The 17,943-nt window shown below is 42.3% G+C and carries 16 protein-coding genes and 1 tRNA gene; 10 read left to right on the top strand and 7 right to left on the bottom strand.

Annotated features, from left to right (window positions below):
- Positions 1 to 121: 121 nt before the first annotated feature.
- The 4 genes from SNE26_RS21535 to SNE26_RS21520 form a co-directional block, all read right to left on the bottom strand.
- Positions 122 to 451 carry a hypothetical protein gene (locus SNE26_RS21535; RefSeq protein WP_321555950.1) on the bottom strand — a complete coding sequence of 110 codons (330 nt, stop codon included), beginning with the start codon at positions 449 to 451 and terminating at the stop codon, positions 122 to 124.
- A 135-nt stretch (positions 452 to 586) separates the two neighbouring features.
- Positions 587 to 853, bottom strand: a complete 267-nt coding sequence (locus SNE26_RS21530) for a GIY-YIG nuclease family protein (protein WP_321555949.1) — start codon at positions 851 to 853, stop codon at positions 587 to 589.
- A 107-nt stretch (positions 854 to 960) separates the two neighbouring features.
- On the bottom strand, positions 961 to 1,245 hold the full coding sequence (locus SNE26_RS21525; RefSeq protein WP_321555948.1) for a GIY-YIG nuclease family protein: 285 nt from the start codon (positions 1,243 to 1,245) through the stop codon (positions 961 to 963).
- Positions 1,246 to 1,247: 2 nt separating this feature from the next.
- Positions 1,248 to 1,523 (bottom strand): helix-turn-helix domain-containing protein, encoded by a 276-nt coding sequence (locus SNE26_RS21520; protein WP_321555947.1) that lies wholly within the window; start codon positions 1,521 to 1,523, stop codon positions 1,248 to 1,250.
- A gap of 42 nt (positions 1,524 to 1,565) precedes the next feature.
- Between SNE26_RS21520 and SNE26_RS21515 the strand changes: the two genes are divergently transcribed.
- Positions 1,566 to 2,126, top strand: coding sequence for a hypothetical protein (locus tag SNE26_RS21515; protein WP_321555946.1), 561 nt, complete (start codon positions 1,566 to 1,568; stop codon positions 2,124 to 2,126).
- A gap of 193 nt (positions 2,127 to 2,319) precedes the next feature.
- Here SNE26_RS21515 and SNE26_RS21510 read toward each other — a convergent pair.
- Positions 2,320 to 2,393, bottom strand: a tRNA-Met gene (locus SNE26_RS21510).
- Positions 2,394 to 2,892: 499 nt separating this feature from the next.
- Here SNE26_RS21510 and SNE26_RS21505 point away from each other — a divergent pair.
- The 3 genes from SNE26_RS21505 to SNE26_RS21495 all read left to right on the top strand — a co-directional run bounded on the left by SNE26_RS21505 (position 2,893) and on the right by SNE26_RS21495 (position 6,176).
- Positions 2,893 to 3,273, top strand: a complete 381-nt coding sequence (locus tag SNE26_RS21505) for an START-like domain-containing protein (protein ID WP_321555945.1) — start codon at positions 2,893 to 2,895, stop codon at positions 3,271 to 3,273.
- A 108-nt stretch (positions 3,274 to 3,381) separates the two neighbouring features.
- A complete protein-coding gene (locus tag SNE26_RS21500) occupies positions 3,382 to 4,836 on the top strand; it encodes an LptF/LptG family permease (RefSeq protein WP_321555944.1) in 1,455 nt (484 codons plus the stop codon).
- A gap of 134 nt (positions 4,837 to 4,970) precedes the next feature.
- Positions 4,971 to 6,176, top strand: coding sequence for a bifunctional 3,4-dihydroxy-2-butanone-4-phosphate synthase/GTP cyclohydrolase II (locus SNE26_RS21495; RefSeq protein WP_321555943.1), 1,206 nt, complete (start codon positions 4,971 to 4,973; stop codon positions 6,174 to 6,176).
- Positions 6,177 to 6,297: 121 nt separating this feature from the next.
- On the opposite strand, the gene SNE26_RS21490 is transcribed toward SNE26_RS21495, so the two are convergent.
- The gene (locus SNE26_RS21490; RefSeq protein ID WP_321555942.1) at positions 6,298 to 10,728 is read right to left on the bottom strand and encodes a translocation/assembly module TamB domain-containing protein; all 4,431 of its coding nucleotides are present in this window, start codon (positions 10,726 to 10,728) and stop codon (positions 6,298 to 6,300) included.
- Between the two features lie 206 nt (positions 10,729 to 10,934).
- On the opposite strand from SNE26_RS21490, the gene tsaD reads away from it, so the two are divergent.
- Both tsaD and SNE26_RS21480 read left to right on the top strand, forming a co-directional pair.
- On the top strand, positions 10,935 to 11,936 hold the full coding sequence (gene tsaD / locus SNE26_RS21485) for a tRNA (adenosine(37)-N6)-threonylcarbamoyltransferase complex transferase subunit TsaD (protein WP_321555941.1): 1,002 nt from the start codon (positions 10,935 to 10,937) through the stop codon (positions 11,934 to 11,936).
- A 188-nt stretch (positions 11,937 to 12,124) separates the two neighbouring features.
- The gene (locus SNE26_RS21480; RefSeq protein ID WP_090534570.1) at positions 12,125 to 12,310 is read left to right on the top strand and encodes a hypothetical protein; all 186 of its coding nucleotides are present in this window, start codon (positions 12,125 to 12,127) and stop codon (positions 12,308 to 12,310) included.
- A 29-nt stretch (positions 12,311 to 12,339) separates the two neighbouring features.
- Here SNE26_RS21480 and SNE26_RS21475 read toward each other — a convergent pair whose 3' ends face one another.
- Positions 12,340 to 12,666, bottom strand: a complete 327-nt coding sequence (locus SNE26_RS21475) for an MmcQ/YjbR family DNA-binding protein (protein ID WP_321555940.1) — start codon at positions 12,664 to 12,666, stop codon at positions 12,340 to 12,342.
- A gap of 104 nt (positions 12,667 to 12,770) precedes the next feature.
- Here SNE26_RS21475 and SNE26_RS21470 point away from each other — a divergent pair, with 104 nt between their 5' ends.
- The 4 genes from SNE26_RS21470 (at position 12,771) to SNE26_RS21455 (ending at position 17,714) form a co-directional block, all read left to right on the top strand.
- Positions 12,771 to 13,385, top strand: a complete 615-nt coding sequence (locus SNE26_RS21470) for a class I SAM-dependent methyltransferase (protein WP_321555939.1) — start codon at positions 12,771 to 12,773, stop codon at positions 13,383 to 13,385.
- A gap of 182 nt (positions 13,386 to 13,567) precedes the next feature.
- Positions 13,568 to 14,131: an adenylyl-sulfate kinase gene (locus tag SNE26_RS21465; protein ID WP_321555938.1), complete on the top strand. Its 564-nt coding sequence runs from the start codon at positions 13,568 to 13,570 to the stop codon at positions 14,129 to 14,131.
- A gap of 7 nt (positions 14,132 to 14,138) precedes the next feature.
- On the top strand, positions 14,139 to 15,017 hold the full coding sequence (locus SNE26_RS21460) for a sulfotransferase (protein WP_321555937.1): 879 nt from the start codon (positions 14,139 to 14,141) through the stop codon (positions 15,015 to 15,017).
- A gap of 258 nt (positions 15,018 to 15,275) precedes the next feature.
- Positions 15,276 to 17,714 carry a TonB-dependent receptor gene (locus SNE26_RS21455; protein ID WP_321555936.1) on the top strand — a complete coding sequence of 813 codons (2,439 nt, stop codon included), beginning with the start codon at positions 15,276 to 15,278 and terminating at the stop codon, positions 17,712 to 17,714.
- Positions 17,715 to 17,943: the final 229 nt, after the last annotated feature.

Below are 17,943 nucleotides of genomic sequence, written 5' to 3'. Positions count from 1 at the left end.
TCAGTGTTCGTAACCTGTTCGTTGTATAAATATGCCACAGAGAGGTTATTGAAAAGAGCATCGGTATCATAATTCGAGCTAAAGTTACCAGACAATGGAAACACCCGAAATCCTGCTGCAATTACTGTTTAGCTTTTTGCATATACCTGTCATAGAAAGCACCCGATCCTTTTGCATCAATTCTACCAACAATTACATCTGCTGAACTTTTACTAATGTCGAAATCAGGCTGAAGATGTATATGTTCTCTCGCACCAATCGGAAGGGCCGTTATGCTGTCCTGATTTAAGTCAGCAATTTTTATCAGGAGTTTTGCAAAAGATCTCAATCCTTCAGGATCACCGTGAATTAATACATTTTGCCACTTCTGTATCTCGCCTTCAAATTCATCCTCATGATCAGCAACAAAAATATCTATGTGCCCGATAAGTTTTGATTTGTGTTTTTTCATTATTGGGTGTTGTAACCTAAAATCGAATATAAATAAAAAGGCCTCAAATCTTTCGACTTGAGGCTTCCCACTTGAAAAATAGCGGGAGCAGGATCGAACTGCCGTCCGTTAGCCAACGGATATGAATCCCACGCTCTAACCATCCGAAGCGTTAACTTTTTTATCGATGATATTTCGAATAAACTGCCGTCCCTTTGATGATTTAAGCTGTTTTTCACGTATTAATGCGTCTGATTTTGTTGTGAACTCTTCGGTATATGCAATTACCCATGGGCGATATTTGATAGTATGCCCCTTTGTTGCCAATTCATTGTGGGAAAGAAAACGATTATCTAAATCGGAGGTGTAGCCGATATAGATTTGATTAAAGGTTGAGGAATACAAAACGTATACTGTGAACATAAGCACAATATACAAGAAAAGCCCCTTTTTCAAGGGGCTTTCTGCCAATGTAGCGGGGAGCAGGATCGAACTGCCGTCCGTTAGCCAACGGATATGAATTCTACGCTCTAACCATCTGATGCGTTAACTTTTTTATCGATGATATTTCGAATAAACTGCCGTCCGTTTGATGATTTAAGCTGTTTTTCACGTATTAATGCGTCTGATTTTGTTGTGAACTCTTCAGTATATGCAATTACCCATGGGCGATATTTGATAGTATGCCCCTTTGTTGCCAACTCATTGTGGGAAAGAAAACGATTATCTAAATCGGAGGTGTAGCCGATATAGATTTGATTAAAGGCTGAGGAATACAAAACGTATACTGTGAACTTTTCTTCTTCAGTCGCCATGCTTAAAAGGTTTCGCGTGAATTAATTTTTAAAAATTCCATTATCGATGTCCGATCATATAGTATAACCCTCTGGTTGACCTGCGTATAAAGAATTTGGCCCTCATCGCGATACTTTTGCAATGTAGTTTTGCTTGTAATCCGCAAGAGCCGCATAGCTTCATCTGCGGTTATCCATTGGTCTTCTTTAACTGTATGCTTGTCTTTTAGTCGTTGATAAACTTGATCTACAAGTTCGTAAAAAGCAGGTTCTTCAAGGCAGATAAATTTTGCATCCATGTAACAGGCGGTTTAATCAAAACTAATTAATTATTTTTGATTATGACCGAGAACGAGAAAGCAAAAAATAAGATCAAGTCTAAAATAGGAATTTGGCATCATGTAAATGAAAGTACATATATTCTCGTTTTTAATTTAGCAAAAGAACGCTTTGAAGATATATTGGGAGAATCCGAATCTATTACAAATAAGGCCATTAAGATAGAGACAGGCCTTTTGGCGTTTATAGGCTTTTTTGTTGGATACTTTTTTACAAACCAAAACTTAATTGTAAATCATGTCGCACTCATAAGTTGGAGTGGCATTCCGGTATTTTTAGAAGTAACCTTATTAGCTTTTCTAATTTTTCCTAAAAAAGTAAAAAATAGAGGCTTGCCTCCAGAGGTATCACTTGTAGAAAATATTGACAGTCCGGAAGATAAAAAAAACCAAAGGCAATTAGTATATTATAATTGCATAGTAGCATTGCAAGAAAACATAGATTTCATGCTTGTAAAAAACGAAAACAGAGCGAAAATATATACAATCGCACTTTCGTTATTTTTACTGCTGGTAATTTATATCCCTGCCTTAACTATTTTTCTTATCTCGAACCACTCTTAGTTCCAGTTGTTGGCTGATCTGATGTTGTTTGTACTTCTTCTCTTGGCATTATAATGAATAATAACGGTAAGGCTAAATATACACAATATAATTGAATTCACCTTTAAGCTTACATATAAGATAACGTGACCAATACGTGACCAATAAATGAAAAAGCCTGTCACAACTTAATGTAACAGGCTGATTTTCAGTGTAGCGGGGAGCAGGATCGAACTGCCGACCTTAGGGTTATGAATCCTACGCTCTAACCATCTGAGCTACCCCGCCGTTTTATTTTCTATCTCTTATCGCAAGAGAACTTTAATTTTATTCTCAAGGACTGCCGTCCGTTAATTAACGGATATGAATCCTACGCTCTAACCATCTGAGCTACCCCGCCGTTTTATTTTCTATCTCTTATCGCAAGAGAACTTTAATTTTATTCTCAAGGACTGCCGTCCGTTAATTAACGGATATGAATCCTACGCTCTAACCATCTGAGCTACCCCGCCGTTTTATTTTCTATCTCTTATCGCAAGAGAACTTTAATTTTATTCTCAAGGACTGCCGTCCGTTAATTAACGGATATGAATCCTACGCTCTAACCATCTGAGCTACCCCGCCGTTTTATGTATTAAGCTCTTTTTGTGGTTAGCAAAAAGAGTGCCCTTGCTGTTAAAACAAGTGGCCGTCCCTAAAAAGGTTTGCAAATATAGTAGAAATTCGTTTTCTTTAGAAAAAATGTTTCACATTTACTTTTATTCCTGTTTTTTTAAGTGTAAACCGAATGTCCGAAAAGAAAAAATTTACCATTGAGTACGAGATAAAATCATCTCCGCGTATCCTGTTCAGCTTCTTAAGCGAGCCTAATGGCTTGTCTCAATGGTTTGCCGATGAGGTTAATATTCGTGACCATGTTTATACTTTTACATGGGATGACGAATCACAAAAAGCCAAACTTTGCTCAGTTAAGGAAAACAGATCCGTACGTTTTAAATGGCTCGACGATGATGCCCAGTATTATTTTGAAATGGAAATACTGCAGGATGAGCTTACCAATGATGTAGCCCTGGCCATTACTGATTTTGCCACCGAAGACGCCATTACAGAACGAAAGCAGATCTGGGATAACTCTATCGATTACCTCATAAGTGTATTGGGCGCCTGATAAAACTTTATTTTAGCTAATTTTGTACGCTGAACGGTTTTTTGCACGTTAATGGATTTTAACTGTGCGGCTAATTGTTTTTGCCCCTGTTAATTGCAAATAGCACTAATGAAGAAGATCCACCTTTTACTCCTTAAATCATTTATAAGGCCTTTTTTGGTTACGCTTTTCATCGTGATGTTTGTGTTGCTGATGTTGTTTTTGTTTAAATACATCGACGACCTTATAGGCAAGGGCTTTGCCTGGTACACTATACTGGAGCTCATGATGTACAATTCGGCAACCAACGTGGCCATGGCGTTGCCGCTTTCGGTACTGCTCTCTACTATCATGACCTACGGCTCTCTTGGCGAAAATTATGAGCTGGTGGCTATCAAGGCTGCGGGCATCTCTTTGCGCCGCGCCATGTACCCCATGATCGTTATCGTTACTATCCTGAGCGTGGCGGCATTCTTTTTTTCTGATTATATGCTGCCGGTGGCTAACCTTAAATACTTTTCGCTGCTGTATGATGCCCGTAAACAAAAATCGGCCGATTTGCTGCCCGAGGGAGTATTTAGTACAAGTTTTCCCGGCTACACCATCCGCGTAAAGCGAAAAGACCCCGACGGGCAGCGTTTGTATGATATCATGATCTATCAAAAAAGCCCTGGTGGTGATAACAACAATTCCGTGATCCTGGCCCGTGAAGGAAGGATGTATCGTACCATGGGTGATAAATACCTGGTTTTACGTTTAAAGGATGGGGTGAGGTATGAAGAAACCGCTGCTGAAAATGCCGGTTATAATACACGGCAGCGCCTTTTACGCCAGCGCTTTAAGGAAACCGAGACCAAGTTTGATCTTTCGGGCTTCAAACTTGCCCGTACAAATGAAAGTGAGTTTAAACAGGCATCGCAAATGATGAATATCAGGCAATTAACACATTATCTTGATTCGTCGCAGCGGTCTGTTGATAGTAATGTGATGGTGAATTATAAACTGGTAACGCCATATATCAAATATTATTCAATCCCTGCCCAATCAAAGGCCATTAAAAAATATAAGGAGTTTGATCCTAAAAAAGACGCCTTCCAGGGCCTTACCCTGTCCGAGCAGCAAATGAGCCTCAGCAGTGCAGCGTCAGAAGTTAGGTCGATCAAGGACGTGATCAAAAACCGGAGCGACAGGTATAAGGGCGATTCGGAAAACATCCGCAGGTATTTTGTGGAGTATCAAAAAAAATATAACCTTTCGGTAGCTTGTTTGGTATTGTTTTTAATTGGCGCGCCGCTGGGCTCCATCATCCGCAAAGGTGGTTTGGGCTTACCGGTAGTAGTTTCGGTAGTGTTTTTCCTGATCTACTATATCATTACCACCATTGGCGAAAAATCAGTTAAGGGCGGCGATATTAACAAGTACCTGGGCATGTGGATCTCCATTATCACGCTGTTGCCTATTGGTTTGTTCCTCTCTTATAAAGCGGCTACGGATTCGGCCCTGTTTGATATGGAGATTTATAAGCGCTTTGTAAACCGCGTGGCAGCAAAGTTTAAGTCCAAGGCAACCCGTCGCAGTCATTAACGGTATATTTAATAAACGCCATATTATAAAAGCATTATCATTTTACACAACGCCGACCCAAGTCATGGTAATATGCGTTAAATTTGATTTAGATTAAACAAGCGTTTAAGCGCTACCCAACAAGCAAGTATAGAATGTTAAACACCATACAGGAAGCGATTGAAGAAATCAAAGCAGGTAAAACAATTATCGTAGTTGATGACGAAGATCGTGAAAACGAGGGCGACTTTTTAACAGCCGCCCGCAATGCCACCCCCGAAACAATCAATTTCATGGTCCGCCACGGCCGCGGCCTGGTTTGTGCCCCTATTACGGCGCAAAGGGCGCGCGAGCTTGACCTTATGCCCATGGTGAGCCACAACACCACATCGCACGAAACTAATTTTACAGTTTCTGTGGATTTGCTTGGCCATGGATGTACTACAGGGATCTCTGCAAGCGACAGGTCAAAAACCACGCTTGCACTCATTGATCCGGCTACTAAGCCGGAAGATCTTGGCCGCCCGGGGCATATTTTCCCGCTGATAGCCAAGGATGGCGGTGTGCTGCGCCGTACCGGGCATACCGAAGCTGCTATTGACCTGGCTGTTTTAGCCGGTCTTGAACCGGCAGGTGTGATCTGCGAGATTATGAAGGAAGACGGTGAAATGGCCCGTCTGCCCGATTTGCTGGAGATTGCCAAAGAATTTAACCTGAAAATAGTATCTATCAAAGATCTCATCGCTTACCGCCTGGAGCATGAATCGATGGTAAAACGTGAAGTAGCTGTTAAAATGCCCACCGAATGGGGGGATTTTGATATGATAGCTTATACCCAGGTTGATACCGGCGAAAACCACCTTGCCCTGGTAAAAGGCACCTGGGAGCCCGGTGAGCCTATTTTGGTCCGCGTGCATAGCTCATGTATGACCGGCGATATATTCGGCTCATGCCGTTGCGATTGCGGCCCTCAGCTTCATAAAGCTATGGAGATGATCAGCCGGGAAGGTAAAGGGGCCATTGTTTATATGAACCAGGAAGGCCGCGGCATTGGCCTTATCAATAAATTAAAGGCATACCATTTACAGGAAAACGGTTACGATACCGTTGATGCTAACCTGAAACTTGGCTTTAAAATGGATCAGCGCGATTATGGTATCGGCGCACAGATCCTGCGCAGCCTCGGTATCACTAAAATGCGCCTGATGAGCAACAACCCTAAAAAAAGGGCCGGCCTTATCGGTTATGGTTTAGAGGTGGTTGAAAACGTGCCTATCGAAATTGCATCAAACCCACATAACGAAGCATACCTGCGCACCAAACGCGACAAGATGGACCATGCCATTATGCGGGACCATTGAGCGAAAAGCTTAAAGCTAAACAGGTGATATATAGTAAAGGCTTAAAGCGGTTGTGCTTTAAGCCTTTATTTTTTATGCATTTCCGGAGAGGCTTTTGGCTTTCAGCTTTCAGCCTTCGGCTTTATTGATCCTCATCTTCATCGGGCCTGGCTGCAGGTGTGGTAATTGATGTTGGGATGGGGGCAGGATTAACCGGTGCATTTTTGCGGCGGCCCTGCCTGAATATGTTACGGATAAACTCGCCAAAGGTGTCAAAATCACGCTGATAAATTAAACCGAAACCGTTTACATATTGTGTAAGTGACGGGTCGGTGAGGCTGCTTAAGGTTGTGTTGTTTAGTGCGCGGTATGAATATCGGGCATTGAGGTTACCGTCGCGGCGTATCTTGTATAAAACCTCAAAGTCTTTGGTTAAAGTGTTAAATTGCTGATTAAACAGGTTTTTATTATTGTTGTTAAATATATCGCTTGATCCGTTATTGCTAAATACGCTGCCGTTAAACGTTAGTCGGTCATCATAAAACCTGAGCGATGCGCTTGCTTCATTGAGCGAGCGAATGTTTAAGTCGAAGTTTTTAATGTTTGATTGCGATATCAGGCTGTTAAGCTTGTTAAATGCAAATTCGCTCACTGCCTCGCCGGCTGTGCCGAGCACCTGGTTGGTTAAGTTGTTACTGTTTGATGTAAAGTTACGGCGCACAATAATACTGATAGCCTGCTGGCTCCTGTTATTGGCATCGGCAAGATAAGTTGCCAGATCGTCCTTAACAGATGGATCGGTGGGAAAGTTAAAGTCGAAATCAATATTAGGTTGTAACAGTGATTTGGTGAGGATTAGCTCGGCCTGTACCAGTGTTTGCTGTCCCGATGTAGGAGTTTGCAAACCCGCGGCAGTATATAATGGTGCCTTGCTTGTGCGCACCTCATACAGGGCCTTAAGGTTGATCTCGGCATTTGATGGGTTACCCGTCCACCTGATGGTACCGCCCTGGCTTACCGTAAAGTTTTTACTGATAAAGTTTTTGGCAGTAAATTCAAACTTACCCGACGATATTAAAAAGTCGCCATACATCTCAAAATCGCCCAGGCTGTTAATATTCAATTTTAAATTACGGGCAACGCCGCTGCCTTCCAGCTGGCCGTAATCAGTGGCTATTTTTACAATGGTTTTTTCGTCGGCGCTTAAATCAAAGTTTAGGGTAACACCGTTAAAAGCACGCTCTTTAGCAGCAACTTTGGCGGTATCACTATGGCTTACAAATTTAATAAAATCGTAATCGCTGGCGGTTGATGAGGTATTGAGCGGAATGTTGAAAACAGTGCCGGCGTTAGTGCTGGCTGTAATATCTATTTTCATGTTATCAACCGGGCCTTTAAAACTAAAAGTGCCTGTGCCATAAGCTGTACCAAAATAAAGGTGATTGTCCTTGAATGTTGTATTCAGGGCCATCAGGTTATTGGCTTTAAGGGTTACATCAATATCCGGGTTCGATAGGTTATTTAGGTTTACGGTGCCGTTGGCAGTTCCGGTACCATTGTGAATGTCCTTCAAAACCATATCCTTAATGCTGATAATGCTGTTGTTAACATCCAGCTTGTTGTTAACCGTATATGCCGTTTTCAAATAGTTAACAGTAAGGCCGGTATTAACAAGGGTAACAGTGCCATTAAGCTGAGGGTTCGAGGGCTTGCCGGTAAGTTTCAGGTCAGTTGAAACATGCCCCTTTACATCCGAAACCAGGTCATTAATAAAAGGCTCAAATATAATAGCTTCGGTTTGGTTCATCTTGATATCAAAATCAAGTTTATCATCCGTTTCTTTGCCAAATGAGTAGGTACCACCGATGTTCATGGTTTCCAGGCCGCGATTAATGATGTTCATATTAACGTCCGCCTGTTTACGGTCGTTGCCAAGCGTGGTAACCAGTTTTACATTGCCCACCAGCGTTTTGTTCATGGTGAGTGAATCGATGGTTAAATGCGAATCGATCCCCGGAGATTTAAGTACCGAGGTCATCTTAACATCGCCATCCATGTAGCCCTTTAAATTTACACCCGAAGTGCGCGTGAGCTGGTTAAACGTACGCATGTTAAACTTCTGGAACGAGAGCTTTAATTCATCCGCGGGGTTATCGGATATAAATCCATCAATAAACACCTTTTGCGGTCCGTTGGAAAGCTCAAAGCCCGATACCTGCGTTTTACCATCCAGTAAGCGGATGCGTACCTGTTCCTGGATCTTCCATTTCTCTTTTTCCAGTATGATGTCTGACGGCAACAATTTCAGCTTGGCCGTAGTATCGCGGCCAAATTCAACCAGGCCGTAAAGATCCAGCTGGTTAACGGCATTTTTATCTGAGAGCTTAACGTTAAAGTTAAGACTGTCGTTTTTCAGGAAGTTGGTGATGTTGATATCCTTGATAAAAAGGCTGTCGGTTAGGTCAACCCGCCTCAGGGATACGTTGAGGCCCAGTAAGCTGTCGGTAGTGTTTTCGTCAATAATAAAATCATGGAAAACGGTTTTGCCGTATTTTAAGGTTTTGATATAACCTGATAGTGTGGCGGTTTTCTTTTCCGAATTAAATTGCCCTACAAAAGTGCCTTGCTCCGGGATCTTCAGATCGGGCAGGAAGATAGCTGTAAGCGGATCGAGGTTTTTAAGGTTCAGCGTAAAATCAAACTCCTCGGGCTTAGGCGGCACTATGGTTGTTTTTATGGAAGGGATATACTTTTTAACGATGGTTTTAAAATACGAAGGCAGGGTTGCAAGGTCATATTTACCCTTAATGCTACCATCGGCAAAGTCGGATTTTAAAGCGATGGTGCGGTTATTGCCAATGCCTTCGGCCGACAGGTAAAGAGAGTCAACTGCATAATTATTCCGCGGATTGACCACCCTCGCCGGCGAAAACAGGATATTCCCCTGCAAATTGGCCAGGTCATCGCCTTTAAACTGGGTTTTAAGCAGTGTACTTACAATTAAAGTATCTTTAGTAAAACCAAGCTTGTTCAGGTTAGCCTCTTTGATATCGGCAGTAAGATCATAAGTGGGCAGAGCAGGGTTAAGGTTTACTTTGCCTTTAAGATCAAGCTTTATATTTCGGTCGTTTATGGTAATGTGGGCGTTGGCGAGCCTGTTTATAAAACTGCCGTTAAGCGTAAGCCTGTTGTAGGTGTAGTTGTTATAAGTGATGGACGCGATTTTTGCATCCACTTTTTCAGTAAGGCTTTTCAAAGCGTCGCCGCTGCCTTGTATGTTTGAGGTAAAGGTAGCCCTGCCCAAATCGCGTTGATCAAGCAGGGTGCCCAGGTCAAAAGCGTAGGCATTAACCCTGCCGCTGTAGCTTGGGCGGTCATTTTTATCAATTTTAAGGTTGATGTCTGAATCAAAACGACCGAGCGCTGTTTTAAAAACACCGTAGGCCACAAAATCGTTCTGCGAGCCCGTAAACCTGCCCGTAAAATTAAAATTGCCGAATTTGGAAAGTATCGCCGGAGCTTTTTCCGTTGGAGTTCCCGAAAAATGGCTGATCAGGTAATCAAGGTCTTTTTTGTTTGAGGCAACCTGGTCAAATTTTAACTCAAGGAAAGCGTTATCCCAATCGGTGAGGTTATGCAGGTTAAAATCGCCTTTAACAAAGGTTGCCTGGCCGCCGGTAATGGTCACTTTTTTGGCTTTAAGATTGTTCACATAACCTTTAGCCTGCCCATCAATACCCAGATCAAAACTTACTTTTTTTAGTGAACTGGTAAAGTAGGAAATATCTGATGATGAAATACGCGACGATTTAAAGCTGGCATCCATGTGCACCTTGTTCTCAAAATCATCAAAATCGTCAAATGATTTAAATTTCATCCGGAAATAATCCTTCAGGTCTGATCGGGGCGTTTGGATGGCGAGGTGCTTCAGCATGATCTGGTTGGTATCAATCGTAGCATCCGATGCAAAGTGTTTTACGGTGAACCCGCTTTTTTCATGCAGGCTTAAGCTTTTTATATTGGCTTTAAACAGGTGGTTCTTTAAATCCATACCCTGTATCAGCGTGCTGAAATGCTGTACATCCAGGTCGTTAAAATTAACGCCAGCTATTACTGTATCGCGCAGGCTGTTTTTGTACCTGAAATGGAAGTTATTGATAGCGATGGTGCCGAAATTTAGTGTCCAGGGTTTGCTTTCGGTTTTTTTTGTGGTATCGCCCGAATTAAAATAATCGATAACAAATTGCAGGTTGGTAGTACTGTCTTTTTGTTTTTTGAGATAGAAGGAGCCATTATCCAGTTCGATATTGGAAAAATTGATGGTGCGGCGTTTTATACTTCTGAAAAGATAAAAACCCTCAACATCAACAGCCAGCCTGGGCGTACTTAGCAAGGTATCCTGCTTCTTATCCAAAATATAAAATCCTTCCAGTACTACCGAACGGAACGGCCTCAGATAAAGGCTTTGGATACCTACTTTGGTCTTCAGTTCGCCGGCAAGGTAAGCTGCCGCTTTTTTAGCAGCCCAGGTTTGCACCGGCTTAAACTGAAACGTGAGTAAAAGTATGCTCAATGTCAATAAAATGAACAATACCAGGCCCAGGAATATTTTGAGTACTTTTTTAATAACTTTGCACCTTTAAACTAATTAATGATTTAGTGAATTATTGATTTAGCGAATGTCTTTACTATCCCTCTACAATTTTAAGAAAAGATAGTTTGCCGCTAATTAATAAAATCACTAATTCACTAATTCAATAAATCAATAATTAATAAAACGTGCCCGTAATTTTAGGAATCGAATCATCATGTGATGAAACCTCAGCTTCGGTTTGTGTTGATGGCGTGATCATGAGCAATGTTATTGCCAATCAAACCATACACGAGGCCTATGGAGGCGTGGTCCCGGAGTTAGCCTCAAGGGTTCATCAGCAAAATATTGTTCCGGCTGTTCAGCAGGCATTATTAAACGCAAAAGTAAGCAAAAATGATATTGATGCGGTAGCTTTTACACGCGGTCCCGGACTTTTAGGCTCTCTTTTAGTAGGCGTTTCATTTGCCAAGGCTTTTGCCTTAGCTAAAGGCATCCCGCTTATTGATATCAACCATATGCAGGCCCATATTTTGGCCCACTTTATCGGCGATAAAAACCCGTCGTTCCCTTTCCTTTGCCTTACCGTATCAGGTGGCCATACGCAAATTGTGCTGGTGAAGGATTATTTTGATATGGAGATCATAGGCCAAACGCTTGATGATGCTGCTGGCGAGGCTATGGATAAAACCAGTAAAATTTTAGGCCTGCCGTATCCCGGCGGACCGCTCATTGATAAGTACGCACGCCAGGGAAACTCTGATGCTTATAAATTCCCGGAGCCTCAGATCCCGGGGTATGACTTTAGCTTTAGCGGTTTAAAAACCTCTATCCTGTATTTTATCCGCGATAATGTAGCTCAAAACCCTGATTTCGTTAGCCAGAACATCGCCGATATTTGTGCATCTGTAGAAAAACGGATCGCTACTATTTTGCTTAACAAACTGCAAAAAGCAGCGCAGGCATATGGCATAAAAGATATAGCTTTGGCGGGTGGCGTATCAGCCAATACAGGCTTAAGGTTAGGCCTGCAGGCCATGGCCGAAAAAAACGGGTGGAACAGTTTTATCCCTAAAATGGAATACTGTACTGATAACGCCGCCATGATTGCCATAGCCGGGTATCATAAATACCTGAAAGGCGAATTTATAGGACAGGACGTTGCCCCAATGGCAAGGATGGCGTTTTAATCAATTATTGATTTAATGAGTTAGTGAATTATTGAATTTGCTTTCAGGTGCATTAACTTAATAAACGATAAATTTTAATCAATTATTGATTTAATGAGTTAGTGAATTATTGAATTTTATTCTAATGCACTGACTCAACAAACAATATGCAATCGCTAAATCACTAATTCAATAAATCACTAATTAAAATGAACGCATCAGGATATATTTTTTACATCGTTTTTGTTATTCCATTAATAGCAGCTATGGTTTGGCTTATGCGCCAGGACAAAAAAAAGGGGAAGATCGGGCTTGTAGTACTGGCGGTTTTAGTGGTAGGGGTTTTGATTTACGTTTATCTTAACCGCGAGGCTTTGAATGGAGTAAGACCGTAAAGGGAGAAGCCTGTTTGCTGATAATAGGCTTAGCCATTTGCTATCATTTCCTCATATTCCCTGATCAGCTTTTTGGTAGCCCTTGCAAGGTATGCTGTTATTAACAGTTGCTTCAGATCGCCGGGGGATACGGTTTCGAGGCGTACCAGCATGTATTTATAATTTTGATAATGCGGCGTGATGAAAAAGGTATGCGGATCAAGCGCTATCCATTTTTCGCGCCCGGTGGTGTAAATAGCCAGTTGCTCATCCTTTTCGTGTATGTTGGCGAAGATCTTATCATTAACATAAAATGCAGGATGCTCAAAGTGCATTTTATGGGTAACACCCGGCAGCGGTAACAGGGTGCTTTTCATAAACTGAAAAAAAATATGCATATCGGTAGCCATACTTAAAGTTAATAAGTTTTCGGCATGGCATCCAATAAAACAGTAATTTCGGGTGCAAAACAGGATTGGCCATGAATAGCAATAACCTCCGGAAACTATACGGCAATATCGATATCTATTTGTTCGATCAGTTATTGAAAGGGCGTTTTGATGATTGCCGTACCATACTTGATGCCGGCTGCGGCAACGGGCGAAACATCGCTTATTTTTTGCAAAACGGCTTCAACGTGTATGGTATTGATCAAAACGGGCATGCTGTTGAACTGGCCAAACGGTTATCCGCAGAATTGTGCCCCGGTCATTCCTCCGATAATTTTAAACAGGCCGCTGTTGAGGACCTGCCTTTTGATGACGGACAGTTTGACCTGGTAATTTGCAGTGCCGTGCTGCACTTTGCCAATGATGCCGAACATTTTGACAATATGGTACGCTCACTGTGGCGCGTACTGAAACCAGGCGGTTATTTCTTTGCAAGGCTTGCATCTGATATCGGTATCGAAACTTTGGTACAGCCTTTGGGCAATTACCGCTACCTGCTGCCCGACGGCTCCGAACGTTTTTTAGTAAATGAAGAGATCCTGCTTGAATATACCCGTGAGCTGGGTGCGCAGCTTTATGAACCTATAAAAACCACCAACGTACAAAACCTGCGCTGTATGACAACCTGGTGCATGCAGAAGCAGTAATTATAATTAATTGCCGGGCTTTCGTCTTCTCCCCTCCGTCTACGTCATTCTTCTGTTCATCGATACAATATCGTTATGTGTCGATACAGTAAGTGTTAACAACAATTTCGTCCGAAATATTTGCGTTAAACCTGTAATAACGGTTTAAGCAACAATTATTATTAACGCTTAACACACATCGTATGATCATTCTGCTTTGCGGATTATCCGGATCCGGTAAAACAACCCTTGCTCAAAATGTTAAAATGAGGTTATCTGATACCGATATCCCTGTCGAAATTATTGATGCTGATGTATACCGTCAAAAGCTGTTCCCTAACCTGGGCTACACTAAGGAAGACCGTTTTGAAAACATCCGCAGGCTTGGTTTTATTGCCGGTAAATTATCCGGGCATGGTGTGGTGACTGTTATCAGCGCCATAAACCCATATGATGTGATCCGCCGCGAGTTGATAGCGACTTACCCTAATGTGAAGCTGATCCATATCGATTGCCCCGTTAAAACACTGGTGCAAAGGGATACCAAAGGCCTTTACAAGCGTGCATTATTGCCCGAGGGGCACCCGGACAAGGTAACTAACTTAAGTGGTATTAATGACCCTTTCCAAATCCCGTCTTCGCCTGATCTGTACATCAATACCCATATTACCAAACAGACAGAAGCTACCGAAATGTTGGCAGGTTTTATTCTTGAGAACTATCAGCAGGTGCAAATTAAGCAACTACAGCCAACCGGCCGTTATTAATCAAGCCATGATCAATACTACAGTCAAGTTTACGCCGCGGCAAACTTTAATTATTGCAGGTATGCACCGTTCGGGCACATCGCTTGTAACCAACTGGTTAAGCCGCTGCGGCCTGCAAATCGGCGAACGCTTATGCGGCAGCGGTACGGGCAATGTTGACGGCCACTTTGAAGATCTGGAGTTTTTGAAGCTGCATGAGGAGATCCTTGATCGTAACAGTTTGGAAGTATCCGGACTAACCGATACCCGGGATATTGAGGTGCCGCTTTACCAGCTTGAAAAGATGAAGGCTGTAATTGGTATTAAACAACAGCTTTATGAACAATGGGCCTGGAAAGATCCGCGTACCTGTCTTTTTTTGGATACTTATGCAAAATTGCTGCCCGGCGCCAGGTACCTGGTAATTTTGCGTAATTATCAATCGGTGGTAAGTTCATTGCTCAGGCGCGATTTTGTATCCGTTGATCAAAAATACATGGCCCGCAACTATATTCAACGCCAGGTATGGACTCATTTCAGACGGCCACGCAGGTTGAAAGTTTTTTACCATGACCATGCCGAAAGCTATTTAAAAGTATGGATCAATTACAATGAAGCAATATTGAAAATGCTTAAAAAGCTGCAGCCTGATGATTACCTGGTAATTAATTATTCGCAATTGCTTGAAAACGACAGCGAGGTTTTCTCGTTTTTAACCGGCAAATGGAAGTTTGCACTCAATTATTTTGATTTTAAGGACGTGTACAAGCAGGAGCTGATGAACAAAGCAGATGATATCAGCGATTTTGTTACCGATAAAACATTGCTGATAAAAGCAACCTACCTGCTTAAACGCCTGGGAAGCTACATGCGGGGCAGTGAAAGTTTTCCGGGAAAGGAAGAATAGTTTTTTAGCTTGCTTGATATTGTAGTCGTTGGAAATCTTCTAAAAAAGACTTCTCTAAATAATCTCTGATATATCCCCCATTAATTCAGATGCCTATTACCCTACATAGGCTTAGTGGTCTCCCCGTTTTTAAAACCTTATTTGTAATTAATCTAAATAAATATAACTTTGCGCCCAATCCGGGTTGCAGGTTATTAAATTTTGTGGCCCGGATCAGTTAATGCTGATCCTTTAATCAATTCATTATTTAAGTAAAATATGCATTTTACACTTACCCCTATTCTTGCTTCCGGCAGGCCGGCCCTAACAAATGTTTCTTCAAATCTTAAAGTAACATTCAAAATAGCTTTTAGCTTTATACTGGCGATACTGTTTTTAAACCATAATGCAGCTGCGCAAACCGGTACAGGAACTATAAAAGGTACTGTAAAAACCGCTGATGGTAAGGCTGCCGAGTTTGTAAATATTGTTTTAACCAATACAAAGTTTGGTGCAACTGCAGGGCAAAGCGGACATTTTACCATTAAAAATGTTCCCGCAGGTACATACACAGTTGTTGCAAGCTTTATTGGCCTGCAAACTCAAACCAAAGAGGTCACTGTTAACACAGGCGAAACTACCACAGTAAGTTTTGTTTTAACTGAAGGGGCGAAAGACCTGCAGGAGGTTTATGTTAAAAGTGCCAGGCACAACAAATTCCTGAAAAAAGAAACTGAAGATGTTGCCCGTCTGCCTCTGAAAAACCTGGAAAACCCGCAGGTATACAGTGTAGTTACCAGCGAACTGATGAAAGAACAGATCGTAACCAGCTATGTAGATGGTTTTAAAAATATTCCGGGTACCGGCGTACCGCTGGTTTACAACAACGGGCGTACCACCCTGCTATCAAGGGGTTTTGTTACCGGCAACTTTATCCGTAACAGTGTTGCGGGTTATAACTTTAACAGCATCGATCCTGCCGATATTGAAAAGATAGAAGCCATAAAAGGCCCTACAGGTACGCTGTTCAACAGCAGCCTGGCTTCGTTTGGCGGTTTGTTTAACCGTGTTACCAAACAACCTAATGAGACAACGCGTACCGAAATTGCCTACCAAACAGGCAGCTTCGATCTCAATCGCCTTACAGCCGATGTTAACATGCCTTTAAATAAAGATAAAACCGTATTGTTCCGTGTTAACGCGGCACTGCATAATGAGCACAGTTTCCAGGATGCGGGCTTTAATCGTGGTTTTTTTGTTGCCCCCAGCATAACCTACATCGTTAATGACCGTTTATCGGTTGATGTTGACGCCGAAATAGGTAACTCGAACGCCACTTCGGCTTACAGGCTTGCCCCGGATATCAAAGGAAATACCTATAATGTTAAAGATCTGGGAATCGACTACAAACGCTCTTTTGGCAACAACGGGGTTGATTACCTGAGCAGGCAAATTGATCTTTACTCATTGATCAATTACAAAATCTCGGATCACTGGAAATCGCAAACCATGTTCAATAAAACTTTTTCGACTACCAAGGGCATGGTTACCGCATTTTCCCTTGTTGATAGCAGCAAGCAGATAAAACGGCAGGTTACCCAGGAAGATTATCCTTACTATATCACCAATGTACAGCAAAACTTTATAGGCGATTTTAAGATCGGTCAGTTCCGTAACCGGATTGTTGCAGGTTTAGAGTATTACAATCAAAAAAGCAATAATACCAACGTTACCGTAAGTACACCGGCAATAAGTTACCTTGACCCGGGAGCAGCTTATAATAATTTTACGGCAGATAAAGTTTCGGCACTTGTGGCCGCTGCTGCTCCCAAGCCCGGCGATTATGTTCAAAACAACCAAAGCTCATATGCGGCCTATGTATCGGATGTGTTTAATATTACCGAACGCCTGAATGCCATGGCCAGCATCCGTATTGACAGATTTGTTAACAAAGGAGCTTATACACCGGCCGATGGCAAAACCACCGGTAATTTCAGTCAAACGGCATGGTCGCCCAAATTTGGTTTGGTTTACCAGGTGGTTAAGGAGCAGGTATCCTTATTTGGTAACTATATGAATGGCTTTAACAACGTAAGTGCAACCAGCTTTGATAACACGCCCTTTAAACCGCAATATGCCAACCAGTGGGAAGCCGGCGTAAAGGTTGATGCCTGGGATCATAAGATCAGCTCTACCATAAGCTACTACGATATTTCGGTAACCAACACTACTATGGACGACCCCGCCCATCCGGGCTTTTCAACCCAGGCAGGTACACAACTAAGCAAAGGTATTGAGGCCGAATTGATTGCCAATCCTTTTAACGGTTTCAACATCGTGGCTGGCTTTGCTTATAACGATAGCAAAATAACTAATGCAGCCCCAGGTACCGGCTTGCAGGGTTTACGTCCGGCCAACTCAGGCCCGGCAAGGTTAGCCAACTTATGGATGAGCTACCGCATTACCCATGGTAAAATTCAGGGTTTAGGTTTTGGCCTGGGCGGCAACTATGGAAGTGATTCGTACCAAACCAATACCGCTGCGTTTAAATTCACCATACCATCATATACCACGGTTGACGCTACTGTGTTTTATGATCAGCCTAAATACCGCATAGGCTTTAAGCTGGATAACCTGACCAACGAAAAATATTGGTCGTTCCGTTTGGCGCCACAAAACCCAACACGCGGCACATTGAGTATGAGCATTAAGTTTTAAAAGGATATTGTCAAAATAAAAAGGCTTTCTGATAAGGTGAAAGCCTTTATTGTTGATGGCACCTGGCAGATCAAAAAAATTGTGCAGCCACACCAAAACCTGCAGCCTCAGTATATCGGCAGGTTATAACTTTTAATAGATAACATCTGTTAAATGGTGTAGAGCAGGGTTGTTAATATAACAGCTCTGCCTTCCTGTTACCTGTATCGTATACTACCCCGCTAAAACT

Source organism: Mucilaginibacter sp. cycad4 (assembly GCF_034263275.1).
GTDB lineage: Bacteria > Bacteroidota > Bacteroidia > Sphingobacteriales > Sphingobacteriaceae > Mucilaginibacter.
This window is presented reverse-complemented; position numbering and strand designations above follow the sequence as displayed.

Excerpts from the sequence above, each read along its gene's own strand:
- SNE26_RS21455 (WP_321555936.1), top strand. The coding sequence starts at position 15,276 with ATGCATTTTACACTTACCCCTATTCTTGCTTCCGGCAGGCCGGCCCTA.
- SNE26_RS21515 (WP_321555946.1), top strand. The coding sequence starts at position 1,566 with ATGACCGAGAACGAGAAAGCAAAAAATAAGATCAAGTCTAAAATAGGA.
- SNE26_RS21460 (WP_321555937.1), top strand. The coding sequence starts at position 14,139 with ATGATCAATACTACAGTCAAGTTTACGCCGCGGCAAACTTTAATTATT.
- SNE26_RS21535 (WP_321555950.1), bottom strand. The coding sequence starts at position 451 with ATGAAAAAACACAAATCAAAACTTATCGGGCACATAGATATTTTTGTT.
- SNE26_RS21495 (WP_321555943.1), top strand. The coding sequence starts at position 4,971 with ATGTTAAACACCATACAGGAAGCGATTGAAGAAATCAAAGCAGGTAAA.
- SNE26_RS21505 (WP_321555945.1), top strand. The coding sequence starts at position 2,893 with ATGTCCGAAAAGAAAAAATTTACCATTGAGTACGAGATAAAATCATCT.
- SNE26_RS21470 (WP_321555939.1), top strand. The coding sequence starts at position 12,771 with ATGAATAGCAATAACCTCCGGAAACTATACGGCAATATCGATATCTAT.
- SNE26_RS21500 (WP_321555944.1), top strand. The coding sequence starts at position 3,382 with ATGAAGAAGATCCACCTTTTACTCCTTAAATCATTTATAAGGCCTTTT.
- SNE26_RS21475 (WP_321555940.1), bottom strand. The coding sequence starts at position 12,666 with ATGAAAAGCACCCTGTTACCGCTGCCGGGTGTTACCCATAAAATGCAC.
- SNE26_RS21520 (WP_321555947.1), bottom strand. The coding sequence starts at position 1,523 with ATGGATGCAAAATTTATCTGCCTTGAAGAACCTGCTTTTTACGAACTT.
- SNE26_RS21525 (WP_321555948.1), bottom strand. The coding sequence starts at position 1,245 with ATGGCGACTGAAGAAGAAAAGTTCACAGTATACGTTTTGTATTCCTCA.
- SNE26_RS21465 (WP_321555938.1), top strand. The coding sequence starts at position 13,568 with ATGATCATTCTGCTTTGCGGATTATCCGGATCCGGTAAAACAACCCTT.
- SNE26_RS21480 (WP_090534570.1), top strand. The coding sequence starts at position 12,125 with ATGAACGCATCAGGATATATTTTTTACATCGTTTTTGTTATTCCATTA.
- SNE26_RS21530 (WP_321555949.1), bottom strand. The coding sequence starts at position 853 with ATGTTCACAGTATACGTTTTGTATTCCTCAACCTTTAATCAAATCTAT.